We start from the raw sequence: 14,132 nt of genomic DNA, 5'->3' as shown, positions 1-14,132 counted from the left end.
GCACGGGAGCTTGGAGGCTGCCCGGGGTCGGCAGTTCACGACGGTAACGAAGGCCCTCGGCGTGTCCGGGAGCACCGACGCCGATTTCATCTGCCGTTCAGAGACGGGGATTGACGTCGCCCGACGTTCACTCCGCGGCGACCGCCTGTTGGCACGGGGGTGACGGCATGTTCACCCCGTTTGACGCATCCGGCCCGCCCTGATCGGCGTCGTCGACCGGCGTCGACATCCGGTCAGGCTTCGTCGCGAAACTGACGGATGCGCACCGACAGCCCCGCAGGCCGCATCCGGGCCGCCACACTGGCTTCATGCATCTCGCCGACCTCCCCCTGCCCGACACCGCGGCCGCCCGTTCCGCGGTGGAGGTGACGCGTCGTTTTCAGTCGCCCGCCCTGGTGAACCACGGCATCCGCTCGTACCTGTGGGCGGCCGCCGCGGCCCGCACGCAGGGGCTCGAGGTCGACGACGAGCTGCTGTTCGTGTCGGCGATGCTGCACGACCTCGGCCTCGAGCCGGCGTTCGACAGCCACACCCTGCCGTTCGAAGTGGCCGGCGGCCTGGTGGCGTGGGTCTTCGCGGCGGGGGCGGGGTGGCCGGATGCGCGGCGGAACCGCGCGGCCGAGATCATCGAGCGGCACATGGCCCCCTCGGTCGACCCCGACGTCGACCCGGAGGGCTACCTGCTCGAGATCGCGACGGGCCTCGACATCTCGGGCAGCAACCCCGGGGCGTGGAGCCCCGCCCTCCGGGCCGAGGTACTGGCGGCGCACCCGCGGCTCACCCTGGCGGAGGAGTTCACGGAGTGCATCCGCGACCAGGCTCTCCGCAAGCCCTCGAGCCAGGCCGCTCGCGTGGTGGCGTCGGGGGTGGCCGACCGGCTGGCCCATCACCCCCTCGACGCCCCGCAGCAGACGTGAGCCGAGCGCTGCAGACGTGAGCCGACCGCTGCAGATCCGAGGGCGGCTCGGGGTCAGTGTCGGCGCGTGAAGAGCCGGCGGAGGAGGCCGCCGAGTCCGGCACGACCCGGCTCCGTGCGCGACCGCGTCTCCACGGTCCAGCCGAAGCGGGCCGAGAGGGCGGCCGCCACCGCGGCGAAGCGGCGGGCGTCCAGGCCGACGCCCGCGCGGCGCACGCCGCTCTGCTGCAGCCGGAACACGCGTTCCAGGCGCACCCAGCTCGGCCGGCCGGCGGAATCCCAGGGCCCGCTGCCGATGGCCACGTCCCCCTGGTCGTCGTGCGGCTTCGAGGTGAGGGCGACGCCGAGCACGCTGCCGGAGGGTTCGGTGGCCACCACCAGCACCGGGCGGTCTTTGCCGCGGCCGTCGTGCTCCTGGTAGGGAACCCAGGTCCAGACGATCTCGCCCGGGTCGGCCGCACCGTCGGTGCGCGGGTTGTGGGTGAGCTTCACCGATCCCACCCGCCGCGGATCGACCTCGACCGTGGCACCGGGCCCGAACCGGCCGGGGCTCGCGGAACCGCCGCCCCGCGCATCCGTCGCCCTGCCCACGCCGCGACCCTAGCAGCCCGCCGCCTCGCGGCACCTCCGAGGCAGACGTCTTGGCACCGGGAAGGTTGCCGGAGATGAACGATTCGCGAACCGCCGCGGGGTGATGCGCGGCGGGCGGGGCCGGGAGCGGTTGAATGGCCGTCGAGCCGCCGCCCCGCCCCCTCTCCGGAGAACGTGAGCGGCACCGCCTGATGCCCGAGGACTCATGACCCGATCGTTCCGCCGCCCCCGCCCGGCCCACCTGCCCGCCCGCCGCACCGCGGCTGCCCGCCGCACGACGGGCCTGCCGCTCGCCCTGGTGCTGGCCGTCACCGTCGCCATCACGGTGGCCGGCACCATCACTGGTGCGCCGCGCGCCTTCGCAGCCGACTACCCCAGCTGGGACGACGTGCTCGCGGCCCGGGCCTCGGAGAGCTCGAAGCAGGACGAGGTCGCCCGCATCCAGGGCATCATCGCCGACCTGCAGGAGAAGGCGCAGGCCGCCGCCGCCCTCGTGAGCCAGCGCACCGACGAGCACGACGCGGCCGAGGCCGCCCTCACCGCGGGGCAGCTGAAGGCCGACACCCTCGCGACCAGTGCGGCCTCCGCCGCCACGAAGGCCGAGGAGTCGAAGACCCGGGCCGCCCTGATGGCCGCCCAGTTCGTGCACACCGGGGGCACCGACCTCACCTCGATGCTGCTCACCAGCTCGTCGGCCGGAGCCGACGACCTGCTCGCCCAGCTCAGCTCGGCCAGCCAGCTCACGCAGGCCGTGAACGAGGTGTACGCGGCGGCGCAGCAGGACGCCAACACCGCCACCACCCTCAGCGCTCAGGCCGACGTGGCCAAGCAGCAGCTCGCCGGGCTCGAGCAGACCGCCGAGCAGGCCCTTCAGGATGCCGCGACCGCCCAGCAGGCGATGGTGGCCGCCCTCCAGGAGCAGAACGCGCACCAGGCCGAGCTGCAGGCGCAGCTGGCGAGCCTGCAGAGCGACGTGGCAACCACCGAGCAGCAGTACCAGGCCGGGGTCGCGGCTGCTGCGGCCGCCGCCGCTGCCGCCGCTGCCGCCGCCGCAGCCGCCGCGCATCAGGGCGGCGCCGTGGTGGGTCCCGTCTCCAGCGACGCCCAGGCCCTCGCCCAGGAGCTGATGGGGTACGTGGCCGCGGGCCAGTTCCACGGATCCAGCCCCGACCACATCTTCGAGATCGCCTGGATCGCCCAGGGCCAGAGCGTGGAGAACTGCGGCATCGACGTCACCATCCTGCAGGCGATGGTGGCGGCCGTCCGCGCGTTCGGCAGCGCCGGCGTGAGTGACATCAGCCGCCGGTGCACGGGCCAGATCGAGGGGGCGGGCACCGCGTCGGCACACTACAAGCAGGGCGGCGGCCACGCGGTGGACTTCACCTCGGTGGGCGGGGTTCCCACCACCGGTGCGAACGACGCCTCGCTCTCGCTGATCGCCGTACTCGACCCGATCATGCCCAACGGATCGCGGGTTGGCCAGTCGCAGTGCCGCTACTCCGCCGGCAACGAGCCGTCGTTCGTCAACTTCACCGACTTCCCCGACACCTGCAACCACCTGCACATCGACGACTTCTGACCCTCGCCCGCCGCACGGGCCTAGTACCGGGTACGGCCCCTGTCAAGCCGTATTGTCATGGTTTTCTTATTGCTAGAGTCTCTAACTAGTTGCTCATCTAGCTTTCCGAGGAGACCATCATGCTCGAGTCCATCAGCACCACCGCCGACAACGTGCTCCCCTTCGTGCGCCCCGAGCAGCTCGTGCACCCCGACCTGGTCGGCTACGTGAAGCGCCACTTCTCCTTCCTCGACCCCGAGCACACCGCTCGCTTCGACGACGCCCCCGACGCCGCCTGATGTTCGACCCGGTCCTCGCCGATGTGGCGGTGGTGCGCCGCGAGGGCCCGCGCTGGCGGCTCGACGTCCTGCGCTTCACCGGTGACGTACTGGCCACCACCCCGCTCCACATCGACGGGTCCACACCCGTCCAGGGCCGTCGCCGACCCCAGGTGCTCACCCTGGCCGCCCGACTCCTCGAGAACTGGAACACGACCGTCACCGGCGACTGGGACGAGTTCGAGGGCGCCTGGTCGGTCGCCCTCGTGGTCCGCTCCCCCGAGAACCGGATGCGCACCCCGGCCGTGTGACCGGGTCGCGGTGGTGCGGCGGCTCGGGGCGCCGGCTGAGCCGTGCCGCGTCAGCGCTGCGGGGGCGGGGCCGTGGTGGCCCGGCGCACCAGCCGCGTGGGCAGCGTGATGTGGGTGCGCTCGGGCGTCTCCCCGTTCATCAGCCCGATCAGCAACTCCGCCGCTGCGGCGCCGATGCGCTGCATGGGCTGGCGCACGGTGGTGAGCGGCGGGTTCAGGCGGGCCGCCTCCGGCACGTCGTCGAAACCCACCACCGACAGGTCGCCCGGCACGTCGAGGCCGAGCTCGGCCGCCGTCTCGATGGTGGCGATGGCCGAGAGGTCGTTCGCGGCGAAGACCGCGGTGGGCCGGTTGCGTGACGACAGCAGTTCGGTGGCCGTCTCCCGGGCCGCATCCTGCTCGTAGAGCCCCACCCGGATGAGCGAGCGCTCCACCGGGATGCCCGCCTCCTCCAGCGCGCGGCGGTAGCCGGCGTCGCGGAGGTTCGACGAACGGAGGTCGGGCCGCCCGGCCACGAAGGCGATGCGCCGGTGGCCGAGCTCGATCAGGTAGCGCATGGCGAGCAGCGCCCCGCCGAAGCTGTCCGACTCCACGGTGGGCAGGTCGGCCCGCCCGGTGTGGGGGTCGACGGCCACGATGGGCACGTCGGCCGTCACTCCCACCACCGTCGGCGTGACCAGGATGGCGCCGTCGATGAGCGTGCCGCTGAGCCGGCTGAGCGAACGCCGCTCCCAGCCGGCGCTGTCGCGTTGCCGGGTGCCGCTGTAGGCCATCAGGTCGTACCGGGAATCATGCAGCGCCGTGGCCACACCCTTCAGGATCTCGGCGCTGAACGGCTCGAAGTCGGCCACCAGCACCCCGATCACGCCGGTGCGGCGCGACCGCATGCTGCTGGCCATGAGGCTCGACTCGTAGCCCATCCGCTCGACTACCTCGAGCACGCGGCGGGTGGTCTCGGTCGAGATCCCGTAGCGGCCGTTCACCGCTTTCGAGACGGTCGACACCGAGACGCCGGCCGCCCGGGCGACGTCCTGGATGGTGGCTCTGCGCGACATGGAGTCAGCATAGCCATCATGGAAACTGTTTTCGAAAACGTTTGACCACGGCCGACGGCTTTGCTTTGCTGACTGGCACCGGAGCCGCAGCGGGCCCGGGACCGAACCCCCGTGCACCCTCGACGATCGACGGTGCCGCTCAACGAAGAGACAGGTTGAATTTCATGATGGCAAGGAAGATCCTCGCCGGCTCCGCAGCCCTGATGCTCGGCGCGCTCGCGCTCTCCGGGTGCTCGGCCGACGGGTCGGGCGATACCGGCAGCGGCGACGTCACGATGAGCCTCTGGCAGAACTCCACCACCGGTCCTGGTGAGGAGTTCTGGAAGACCACGGCCGCCGCGTTCGAGGAGGCGAACCCGGGCGTCACCATCGACGTGCAGACCGTGCAGAACGAAGACCTCGACGGCAAGCTCCAGACGGCGATGAACTCGGGCGACGGCCCCGACATCTTCCTGCAGCGCGGCGGCGGCAAGATGGCCGCCATGGTCGCGGCCGGCCAGGTGATGGACATCACCGACACGATCTCCGACGAGGCCCGCTCCCAGATCTCCGAGGGCACCTTCAAGGCCGAGACGCTCGACGACAAGGTCTACGCCATGCCCGTCGCCGTGCTTCCCGGCGGCATCTTCTACAGCCAGGACCTCTTCACGGCGGCCGGCATCACCGAGGCGCCCAGCACCATCGACGAGCTCGAGGGCGCGGTCGACAAGCTCAAGGCCTCCGGCACCCAGGCCATCGCCCTCGGCGGCAAGGACGCCTGGCCCGCAGCCCACTGGTACTACTTCTTCGCCCTGCGCGAGTGCAGCACCGATGCGCTCAGCACCGCCGCCGAGTCGAAGAGCTTCGACGACCCCTGCTGGCTGAAGGCCGCCGAAGACCTCGAGTCGTTCGCCGCCACCGAGCCGTTCAACGAGGGCTTCCTCACCACCTCCGCCCAGCAGGGCGCCGGCAGCTCGGCCGGCCTGATCGCCAACCACCAGGCCGCCATGGAGCTGATGGGCGCCTGGGACCCGGGCGTGATCGCCTCGCTCACCCCCGACCAGAAGCCGCTGGCCGACCTGGCCTGGTTCCCCTTCCCCGAGATCTCGGGCGGCGAGGGTGAGACCGGCGCCATCCTGGGCGGTGTCGACGGCTACTCCTGCGCGGCCGACGCTCCCCCGCAGTGCGTCGACTTCTTGAACTACATCGCCACGGCCGAGGTGCAGGAGGCGTACTACACCGCCTTCAACGCGCCTCCCGTGAACACCGAGGCCCAGAAGGCCGTCACCGAGCCCTACCTGCAGCAGATCCTGACGTCGTACAACGCGGCTCCGTACGTGTCGCAGTGGCTCGACACCGTCTACGGACTGAACGTGGGGAACGCGCTGAACGTGGGGGTCGTCGACCTGCTGGCCGGCAAGGGCAGCCCCGAGCAGCTCGTGCAGACGGTCAACGACGCCGCCAAGAAGTCCTAAGAAGGCGGGCACCGCACCTATGCGCTCCCGCACAGGCTGGCCGGCCCGGCTCGAGATCGTCCTGCTCGCCGGGCCGGCCCTCCTGGTCTTCCTCGCCTTCGTCATCTTCCCGGTGGTCGTGGCCGCCTACTACGGCTTCTTCAGCTGGCAGGGCTTCGGCGTGCCGACCGATTTCGTGGGTCTTCGCAACTACGTGACGATCCTCGAAGACCCGGCGTTCCACGACGCACTCGCCCACAACGGACTGATCGCCGTGCTGTCACTGGTGCTGCAGGGGCCGATCGCCCTGCTGCTGGCGCTGCTGCTCAATCGCAAGCTGCGCGGGCAGTCGCTCATCCGGGTTCTCATCTTCGTGCCCTACGTCATCTCCGAGGTGGTGGTGGGCACGGGCTGGAGCCTGATGCTGCAGAACAACGGTGCGGTGAACGGGCTGCTGGCGAACCTCGGCCTCGGCGGCATCGCGCAGGACTGGCTGGCCGACCCGCAGATCGCCATCTGGACGCTGATGGTGATCATCACCTGGAAGTACGTGGGTTTCGCCGTCATCCTCTTCCTCGCCGGGCTCCAGGGCATCCCCGAGGAGCTCACCGAGGCGGCGGCCATCGACGGCGCCTCGTTCTGGCAGATCCAGCGGCGCATCACGTTGCCGCTGCTCGGCCCGACCGTTCGCATCTGGGCGTTCCTGTCGATCATCGGGTCGCTGCAGCTGTTCGACCTCGTGTACATCATCTGGGGCCAGTACGTCGCCTCGACGGCCGGCACCTCCACCATGGCCACCTACATGGTGGCCAACGGCCGCAACGCGGGCAACTACGGCTACGGCAACGCCGTCGCCGTGGTGCTGTTCGTGATCTCGCTCGCCGTCGCCCTGGTGTACCAGCGGTTCGTGCTGCGGCGCGACACCGAGGGCGCTCTCACCGGCGACGAGCGCCGGGCCCGGAAAGGATCGCGCGGATGAGGAACTCCCTTCGCGGCAACGCGTTCGTGTACTTCGTGGCCATCGTCGTCATCACGATGATGCTCGCCCCGGTGGCCTACATCATCGTCGGAGGCTTCCGCACCAACTCCCAGATCAGCACCGATCCCTCCGGTCTGCCCTCACCCTGGGTGATCGGCAACTACCTCGACGTGCTCACGGGCGGGGTGTTCTGGCAGCAGGTGCTCAACTCGGTGCTGGCCGCCGGCGTCACCACCCTCGGCGTGGTGGTGCTCGGGCTGATGGCGAGTTACGTGCTGGCGCGCTACCAGTTCCGCGGCCGGGCCGTGCTCTACTCGCTGTTCGCGGCGGGCCTGATGTTCCCGATGACCGTGGCCATCACCCCGCTCTACATCGTGGTGAAGAACCTCGGGCTGATGAACTCGCTCGCGGGCGTCATCCTGCCGCAGATCGCCTTCGCCCTGCCCACGACCGTCATCATCCTGGTGCCGTTCCTCCGGGCCATCCCGCGCGAGATCGAAGAGGCCGCCTTCATCGACGGATGCTCGCGACTGGGCTTCTTCTGGCGCATGGTCGTGAGACTCGCCATGCCCGGGGTGGTCACCGTGGGCATCCTGGCCTTCATCGCGAGCTGGAACAGCTACCTGCTGCCCCTGTTCATCCTCAACAACGAGGGCACCTTCACCCTGCCGCTCGGGGTGCAGGCGTTCTCGTCGCAGTACTCCGTCGACACGGCGAAGGTGCTGGCCTTCACCTCGCTGTCGATGATCCCCGCGCTGGTGTTCTTCAGCCTGTTCGAACGCCGCATCGTCGGCGGTCTGACCGGCGCCGTCAAGGGCTGAGCCCGCGCGCCCGGCGCATCCGTCGTGCGCTCCTGAGAAAGAGAGACTTCTGTGAACCCACCCCTTCCTCCGGTCTCCGACCGCGTCTCCCGGCTGCTCGCCCGGATGACGCTGGAGGAGAAGCTCGCGCAGCTCGTCGGATACTGGGTCGACCAGGGCGGCGAGGTCGTCGCCCCGATGGCAGGCGAGATGAGCACCTCCACCGGATACGCCGAGGCCACGGAGCACGGCCTCGGGCACCTCACCCGGGTGTACGGCACGCGCCCGGTGGAGCCGGCCGAACGCGCCGCCTGGCTGTGGTCCGAGCAGCGCCGGCTCCGCACCGAGACGCGCCTCGGCATCCCGGCGCTGGTGCACGAGGAGTGCCTCACCGGACTCGCGGCGTGGCGGGCGGCCACGTTCCCCACCCCGCTCGCCTGGGGGGCGGCCTTCGACCCCGAACTGGTGGAGGAGATGGGCCGGCTGATCGGCGACTCGATGCGGCAGCTCGGCATCCACCAGGGGCTCGCACCCGTGCTCGACGTGGTGCGCGACCCGCGCTGGGGCCGGGTGGACGAGTGCATCTCGGAGGACCCGTACGTGGTGGGCACGATCGGCACCGGATACGTGCGCGGCCTGCAGTCGGCCGGGGTGCACGCCACGCTCAAGCACTTCGTGGGCTACTCGGCCTCGCAGGCGGGGCGCAACCACGCTCCCGTGCATGTCGGCCGACGCGAGCTGCAGGATGCGCTGCTGCCGCCGTTCGAGATGGCGGTTCTCGACGGCGGCGTGCGCTCGGTGATGAACTCGTACTCCGAGATCGACGGCTCGCCCGTGGCCGCCGACCCCGCCTACTTGGAGGGCATCCTGCGCGGGGAATGGGGATTCGACGGGGTCGTGGTCTCCGACTACTTCGCCGTGGCCTTCCTGCAGCTGATGCACGCGGTGGCCGCCGACCTCGGCGAGGCCGCCGGCCTAGCGCTGGCCGCCGGCATCGACGTGGAGCTGCCCACCGGCGACGCCTACCTCGCCCCCCTCGCCGAGCGCGTGCGCGCCGGACTCGTCGACGAGACGCTGATCGACCGCTCCGTGCTGCGGGTGCTCAGCCAGAAGGAACAGCTTGGCCTGCTGGACGCCCGCTTCGACGAGCCTCCCGCCACCGTCGACCTCGACTCCCCCTCCCACCGGGCGGTGGCCCGCCGGCTGGCGGAGGAGTCGGTGGTGCTGCTCACGAACGACGGGCTGCTGCCCCTCGGGGGCGGCGACCGCCCCGCTCCCGGCTCGATCGCGGTGATCGGCCCGAACGCCGACTCGGCCGAGGCGCTGATGGGCTGCTATTCCTTCGTGAACCACGTGCTGGCGCACCACCCCGGCACCCCCATCGGCATCGAGCTGCCCACCGTGCTCGACGCGCTCCGCCGCGAGCTGCCCCAGACGACGGTGGGCTACGAGGCCGGCTGCGCGGTTCAGGGCGACGACCGCTCGGGCTTCGAGGCGGCGGTCTCGCTCGCATCCGGAGCCGACGTCGCCGTGGTGGTGGTGGGCGACCTCGCCGGGCTGTTCGGCCGCGGCACGGTGGGCGAGGGCAACGACGTGGAGAGCCTGGAACTGCCGGGGGTGCAGCGTCTGCTCGCCGAGGCCGTCATCGCCACCGGGACCCCGGTGGTGCTGGTGGTGGTGTCGGGCCGGCCCTACGCGCTCGACTGGGCGGTCTCCGGAGCTGCCCGGCCTGCCGCCGTGCTGCAGGCGTTCTTCCCCGGTGAGGAGGGCGGGACCGCTCTGGCCGCCGTCGTCGCCGGGTCGGTCGCTCCGAGCGGGCACCTGCCCGTGTCGCTGCCGCGATCGGCGGGCGCCCAGCCGTTCTCGTACCTGCACCCGATCCTCGGCGGCGACTCCGAGGTGACCAGCGCCGACAGCACGCCCGTGCTGCCGTTCGGGCACGGCCTGACCTACACCGACTTCGAGCGGAGCGACCTCGTGATCGAGGGCGGCTGCGCCGACGGCGGCCTCAGCGCTGACACCGATGTCACGGGCTCCGGCGACGCCGCGGCCGTGACGGCCGGGGATTCCTTCGCGGTCTCGGTGCGCATCCGGAACACCGGAGCGCGGGCCGGCACCGACCTCGTTCAGCTCTACGCCCACGACCGGGTGGCGAGCATCACACGACCCGTTGCGCAGTTGGTGGGCTACCAACGGGTCGACCTCGAACCGGGAGAGCAGGCGGTGGTGCGGTTCCGGGTGCCCACCGCACGCCTGGCCTTCTCGGGGGTCGACTACACCCGCATCGTGGAGCCGGGCGAGGTGGAGCTCTGGGTGGGCCCCTCGTGCGCCGAGCGCGACACCGAGGCCCTGCTCTCGGTGGTGGGCGGGGTGTACCGGGTGAGCACGGCCGACGAGCGCCTGGTCGTGAGTGCCGTCGAGCGCCGGCCGCTTCCGGTGGGGGTGGACTCGTGACGGTGGCCGCCCGGGCCGTGATCGATCTCGATCTGCCCGGACCAACCATCAGCCGGCACCTCTACGGGCACTTCGCCGAGCACCTCGGCCGCTGCATCTACGGCGGGTTCTGGGTGGGCGAGGCATCCGGGCTGCCGAACGACCGGGGCATCCGGCTCGACGTGGTCGAGGCCCTGCGGGAGCTGCGCATCCCGAACCTGCGCTGGCCGGGCGGCTGCTTCGCCGACGAGTACCACTGGCGCGACGGCATCGGGCCCCGCGAGCACCGGCCGAGAATGGTGAACAGCAACTGGGGCGACGTGGTGGAGGACAACTCCTTCGGCACCCACGAGTTCCTGCACCTGTGCGACCTGCTCGGCGCCGACCCGTACGTGAACGGCAACGTGGGCTCCGGCTCGGTGCGCGAGATGAGCGAGTGGGTGGAGTACCTCACCCGCGACGGCGACTCGCCGATGGCGGCACTCCGCCGGGCCAACGGCCGCGACGAGCCCTGGCGGGTGCCGTTCTGGGGAATCGGCAACGAGGCCTGGGGCTGCGGCGGGCACCTGACCGCCGAGGGCTACACCGAGCTCGCCCGCCAGTACGCCACCTTTCTGCGCGACCAGGGCGGCAACTCCCTGCAGCGCATCGCCGCCGGAGCGGGCGACGAGGACTACCGCTGGACGGAGACCCTGATGAAGGCCGTGAGCCGGCTCGGGGGCGGCCCCGACCTGCCCGAGGCCGTCTTCCAGGCGATCTCGCTGCACTACTACACGGTGCCGGGGCCGTGGCACGACAAAGGCGACGCCACCCGGTTCGACGCCGACGACTGGTACGCGACGATGGTGAAGGCCCGCCACGTCGACACGGTCATCCGCAACCACTCGGCCGTGATGGACGCCTACGACCCGGCCCGGACGATCGGTCTCGTGCTCGACGAATGGGGCACCTGGTGGAACGTCGAGCCCGGCACGAACCCCGGGTTCCTGCACCAGCAGAACACGCTTCGCGACGCGCTCGTGGCGAGCGTGCACTTCGACGTCTTCCACACCCACGCCGCGCGCTTGCGGATGGCGAACATCGCACAGACGGTGAACGTGCTGCAGGCGATGGTGCTCACCGATCCCGAGTCGCCGGCGCTCGTGCTCACCCCGAGCTACCACGTGTTCCGCATGAACGTGGGGCACCACGACGCCTCGGCCCTGGCCGTGCATCTCACCGCTCCGGATGCGGTGCGCGAGGTGGGCGGCGGGCGACTCGAGACCGTGTCGGCCTCGGCGTCGCTGCACCCCTCCGGCCGCTCGGCGCTGGTGTCGCTGACGAACCTCGACCTCGACGAACCGCTCGAGGTGACCCTCGACCTGCGCGGGGCGAGTGTGCGAGGCGCTACCGCGCGCATCCTCACCGCCGCCGAGGCGACGGCGCACAACACGGCCGAGAACCCGGATGCGGTGGTCGTGCGCGACCACGCGGTCACCACCGCGCCGGCCGGGTCGCCGGTCGCGGGGCACGGCCTCGTGGTGCGGGTGCCGCCGCACTCGTACGTGACCGTGCAGGTCGAGCTGGAGACCGCGGCAACGGGCGGGTAGGCGGCCGCTCTCACTGGGAGGCGCTCCCAGTGCGCCTCGCGCGGAGGCGCTGGGAGCATGAGCGGGTCGTCGTCGAAAGGACCTGCTCATGACTCCCCCCACCCGCAACCGCCTGCCCCGCACCGCCGTGACGGCCGGCGCGGCCGCCTCGGCCTTCGCCCTCTCGAGCGTGCTGCTGCTCGCCGGCTGCTCCGGCGGGTCGGCCACCGAGACCTCGGTTCCGGAGGCGACCTCGGCCAGGGAGACCGCCGATCCGGCCCCGGCCGATGCTCCCGTCGAGACTGCGGCGGCCCCCTCACCGAGCCCGTCGGCGATCGGCATCGACTGCGACGAGCTGCTGCCTGCGGCGGTGCTGCCGTCGATCCACGCGGGCTTGGAGCCCTCACCCTCGTTCACCCCCACGAGCGGCACGTTCCCGGCGAAGATCGTCGCACTGGGCGGCGTCGCCTGCGAGTGGACGGCCACCGACGGCACCTCGCTCGTCGTGGCGGTGGCCCAGCCCTCGCCCGCCGACCTCGCCTCGGCCGAAGCCGAGGTCGCCGCGGGCGGAACTGCCACCGACGCGTTCGGCCAGAGCATCACCGCCTACTACGAGAACGGCGGCGGTACGGCCACGGGCGACGTGGAGCTGTTCACCGAGGCGGGCTACTGGGGCGCCTTCGTGTCGCCGCTGTTCCTCACGGCCGACGAGGCGGAGACGACCGTGTCGGCTGTGCTGCAGGCGCTGCCCGCGGGCTGACGCACCGGGCGTCGATCACCTGCCGTCCGGCGCCGCGGCGTTCAGGATGCGGCCGATCTCCCGTCGGTTCGACGCTCCCAGCCGGGCGAGGATGTTGGCCACGTGGAAGTCGACCGTCTTGCGCGACACCCCGAGCCGTGGCGCGATCTCAGGGCTCGTGAAGCCCTGCACCACCAGGGCCGCCACCCGGCGCTGCTGCTCGCTGAGCGCCCGCAGCGGGTCGTGCTCGAGCGACGCCGTGGTACCGGCCGCCGCCCGGTCGATCAGCGAGTCGCAGCGCACCACGAAGATGCTGGCGCCGAGGGCCGCGAGCTCGGCGCGAGCCTCCTTGTACACCGCGAGACCCTCGACCGGACCGTAGTCGCCGCCGTGCCGCGAGAAGGCCGTGCCGGCGACCATCCTGATCCAGGTGCGGCCGAGAGGGTCCTCCCCCGGGCCGAGCAGCTCGAGCGCCCGCCGGATGCAGCGGAGTTCGTCGTCGACGCGGCCGTCGCGGTCGTGCAGCACGCTGGAGAACGCGAAGTAGTAGGGGTCGCCGTCGATCGGCCCGCCCTCGGCCCAGTCGCGCAGGAGCCGGTCTGAGCGCTCGCGCTGCCCCAGATGCCAGGCCGCCAGTACCCGCAGACCGAACCACTCGCTGCGGTTGAGGTGCACGGGCACCCGCTTGTGCTCTCCCTCGTGCAGCACCCGCTGCAGGAGGGCCCAGTCGTTCAGGCCGATGGCCAGGCACACCCGCGCCCGCAGCACGGCTGCCCGCCGCAGCAGGTCGGCCCCGCCACCCGTCGCCCCGCGATCCGTCGCCCCGCCATCCGACGCCCCGCCACCCGTCGCCCCGCGGAGCACGGAACCCTCGTCGGCCTGCTCGACCTCGGCGATGCGCGCCATGGCGAGGGGCAGCTCGCCGCGCGACGCCGGCACGACCGCCGACACCGCCAGAGCGGTGCGGTACAGGGCATCAGGCCCGCACCGCGCGGCGAGCTCACGCGCCTCACCGGCGAGCGTATCGGCGCGGCCCCACTCCCCGAGCCGCACCAGCACGAAGGCCAGACCGGCTGATGCCTCAGCACGAAGGGCCGGCGTCAGACCGTCCGACGCCAGCACCCGCTCGAATCCGGCGGCGGCAGGGCCGAGGTCGCCCCGCGCACTCTGCACAGCGGCGAGCGCCACCATCGACGTCGCGTGCTCCGGCCGCGCTCCGTTGCCGAGCGCGGCCAGTGCCCGCTCGAGGTCGAGCACGAATCGCGGCGCGGCGCCGGCCTGCAGCTCGGCGAGCGCGCTCTCGGCCAACCGCGCCAGCGCATCCGCCCCGGCCGGAGGATTCGAGCTGATCACCATCGCAGAGCGCTTTCTCGCAGATCGGGCGTCGTCGCCGCAATTCTACGGGTGACTGATTGCGGGTGTCGCGCGCATCCGGCCGTCTGCGGCGTTCACCTCGAATCCATCTCCGTCG

At 71.7% G+C, this 14,132-nt stretch carries 13 protein-coding genes; 10 read left to right on the top strand and 3 right to left on the bottom strand.

The window, feature by feature from the left end; translation table 11 throughout:
- The first annotated feature begins 308 nt into the window (after window positions 1-308).
- A complete protein-coding gene (locus ACEXOR_RS13970; RefSeq protein WP_374850297.1) occupies window positions 309-917 on the top strand; it encodes an HD domain-containing protein in 609 nt (202 codons plus the stop codon).
- A 53-nt stretch (window positions 918-970) separates the two neighbouring features.
- Here the strand turns inward: ACEXOR_RS13970 and ACEXOR_RS13965 are convergent, their stop codons facing one another.
- Entirely contained in the window at window positions 971-1,507 is a 537-nt protein-coding gene (locus tag ACEXOR_RS13965; RefSeq protein ID WP_374850296.1) for a type II toxin-antitoxin system PemK/MazF family toxin, read from the bottom strand.
- A gap of 205 nt (window positions 1,508-1,712) precedes the next feature.
- Here ACEXOR_RS13965 and ACEXOR_RS13960 point away from each other — a divergent pair, with 205 nt between their 5' ends.
- The 3 genes from ACEXOR_RS13960 to ACEXOR_RS13950 all read left to right on the top strand — a co-directional run bounded on the left by ACEXOR_RS13960 (window position 1,713) and on the right by ACEXOR_RS13950 (window position 3,654).
- Entirely contained in the window at window positions 1,713-3,086 is a 1,374-nt protein-coding gene (locus ACEXOR_RS13960) for a coiled-coil domain-containing protein (protein ID WP_374850294.1), read from the top strand.
- A 119-nt stretch (window positions 3,087-3,205) separates the two neighbouring features.
- The gene (locus ACEXOR_RS13955) at window positions 3,206-3,364 is read left to right on the top strand and encodes a hypothetical protein (RefSeq protein ID WP_374850293.1); all 159 of its coding nucleotides are present in this window, start codon (window positions 3,206-3,208) and stop codon (window positions 3,362-3,364) included.
- Window positions 3,364-3,654 (top strand): hypothetical protein, encoded by a 291-nt coding sequence (locus ACEXOR_RS13950; protein ID WP_374850292.1) that lies wholly within the window; start codon window positions 3,364-3,366, stop codon window positions 3,652-3,654. The genes ACEXOR_RS13955 and ACEXOR_RS13950 overlap by 1 nt, the downstream gene beginning before the upstream one ends.
- Before the next feature lie 50 nt (window positions 3,655-3,704).
- Here ACEXOR_RS13950 and ACEXOR_RS13945 read toward each other — a convergent pair whose 3' ends face one another.
- Window positions 3,705-4,709, bottom strand: a complete 1,005-nt coding sequence (locus ACEXOR_RS13945; protein ID WP_374850290.1) for a LacI family DNA-binding transcriptional regulator — start codon at window positions 4,707-4,709, stop codon at window positions 3,705-3,707.
- A 164-nt stretch (window positions 4,710-4,873) separates the two neighbouring features.
- On the opposite strand from ACEXOR_RS13945, the gene ACEXOR_RS13940 reads away from it, so the two are divergent.
- From ACEXOR_RS13940 to ACEXOR_RS13915, 6 genes are all read left to right on the top strand, one after another.
- On the top strand, window positions 4,874-6,163 hold the full coding sequence (locus ACEXOR_RS13940; RefSeq protein WP_374850289.1) for an ABC transporter substrate-binding protein: 1,290 nt from the start codon (window positions 4,874-4,876) through the stop codon (window positions 6,161-6,163).
- A 19-nt stretch (window positions 6,164-6,182) separates the two neighbouring features.
- Window positions 6,183-7,121 (top strand): carbohydrate ABC transporter permease, encoded by a 939-nt coding sequence (locus tag ACEXOR_RS13935; RefSeq protein WP_374850288.1) that lies wholly within the window; start codon window positions 6,183-6,185, stop codon window positions 7,119-7,121.
- Complete coding sequence (locus tag ACEXOR_RS13930) at window positions 7,118-7,942, top strand: carbohydrate ABC transporter permease (RefSeq protein ID WP_374850287.1); 825 nt, start codon at window positions 7,118-7,120, stop codon at window positions 7,940-7,942. Before ACEXOR_RS13935 ends, ACEXOR_RS13930 begins: the two co-directional genes overlap by 4 nt.
- Window positions 7,943-8,047: 105 nt before the next feature.
- Complete coding sequence (locus tag ACEXOR_RS13925; protein ID WP_374850357.1) at window positions 8,048-10,375, top strand: beta-xylosidase/alpha-l-arabinosidase; 2,328 nt, start codon at window positions 8,048-8,050, stop codon at window positions 10,373-10,375.
- Window positions 10,372-11,943, top strand: a complete 1,572-nt coding sequence (locus ACEXOR_RS13920; protein ID WP_374850286.1) for an alpha-N-arabinofuranosidase — start codon at window positions 10,372-10,374, stop codon at window positions 11,941-11,943. The genes ACEXOR_RS13925 and ACEXOR_RS13920 overlap by 4 nt, the downstream gene beginning before the upstream one ends.
- An 88-nt stretch (window positions 11,944-12,031) precedes the next feature.
- Window positions 12,032-12,682 carry a hypothetical protein gene (locus ACEXOR_RS13915; protein ID WP_374850285.1) on the top strand — a complete coding sequence of 217 codons (651 nt, stop codon included), beginning with the start codon at window positions 12,032-12,034 and terminating at the stop codon, window positions 12,680-12,682.
- 15 nt (window positions 12,683-12,697) lie between these two features.
- On the opposite strand, the gene ACEXOR_RS13910 is transcribed toward ACEXOR_RS13915, so the two are convergent.
- Window positions 12,698-14,017, bottom strand: a complete 1,320-nt coding sequence (locus ACEXOR_RS13910) for a LuxR C-terminal-related transcriptional regulator (protein WP_374850284.1) — start codon at window positions 14,015-14,017, stop codon at window positions 12,698-12,700.
- Between the last annotated feature and the right edge of the window lie 115 nt (window positions 14,018-14,132).

Origin of the sequence: Herbiconiux liangxiaofengii (assembly GCF_041927335.1) — a bacterium.
GTDB lineage: Bacteria > Actinomycetota > Actinomycetes > Actinomycetales > Microbacteriaceae > Herbiconiux > Herbiconiux liangxiaofengii.
Note: the sequence above shows the minus strand (reverse complement) of the source record. Positions and strands in the feature narration are given on the sequence as shown.

Excerpts from the sequence above, each read along its gene's own strand:
- ACEXOR_RS13940 (WP_374850289.1), top strand. The coding sequence starts at position 4,874 with ATGATGGCAAGGAAGATCCTCGCCGGCTCCGCAGCCCTGATGCTCGGC.
- ACEXOR_RS13935 (WP_374850288.1), top strand. The coding sequence starts at position 6,183 with ATGCGCTCCCGCACAGGCTGGCCGGCCCGGCTCGAGATCGTCCTGCTC.
- ACEXOR_RS13960 (WP_374850294.1), top strand. The coding sequence starts at position 1,713 with ATGACCCGATCGTTCCGCCGCCCCCGCCCGGCCCACCTGCCCGCCCGC.
- ACEXOR_RS13925 (WP_374850357.1), top strand. The coding sequence starts at position 8,048 with ATGACGCTGGAGGAGAAGCTCGCGCAGCTCGTCGGATACTGGGTCGAC.
- ACEXOR_RS13930 (WP_374850287.1), top strand. The coding sequence starts at position 7,118 with ATGAGGAACTCCCTTCGCGGCAACGCGTTCGTGTACTTCGTGGCCATC.
- ACEXOR_RS13915 (WP_374850285.1), top strand. The coding sequence starts at position 12,032 with ATGACTCCCCCCACCCGCAACCGCCTGCCCCGCACCGCCGTGACGGCC.
- ACEXOR_RS13945 (WP_374850290.1), bottom strand. The coding sequence starts at position 4,709 with ATGTCGCGCAGAGCCACCATCCAGGACGTCGCCCGGGCGGCCGGCGTC.
- ACEXOR_RS13910 (WP_374850284.1), bottom strand. The coding sequence starts at position 14,017 with ATGGTGATCAGCTCGAATCCTCCGGCCGGGGCGGATGCGCTGGCGCGG.
- ACEXOR_RS13970 (WP_374850297.1), top strand. The coding sequence starts at position 309 with ATGCATCTCGCCGACCTCCCCCTGCCCGACACCGCGGCCGCCCGTTCC.
- ACEXOR_RS13955 (WP_374850293.1), top strand. The coding sequence starts at position 3,206 with ATGCTCGAGTCCATCAGCACCACCGCCGACAACGTGCTCCCCTTCGTG.
- ACEXOR_RS13950 (WP_374850292.1), top strand. The coding sequence starts at position 3,364 with ATGTTCGACCCGGTCCTCGCCGATGTGGCGGTGGTGCGCCGCGAGGGC.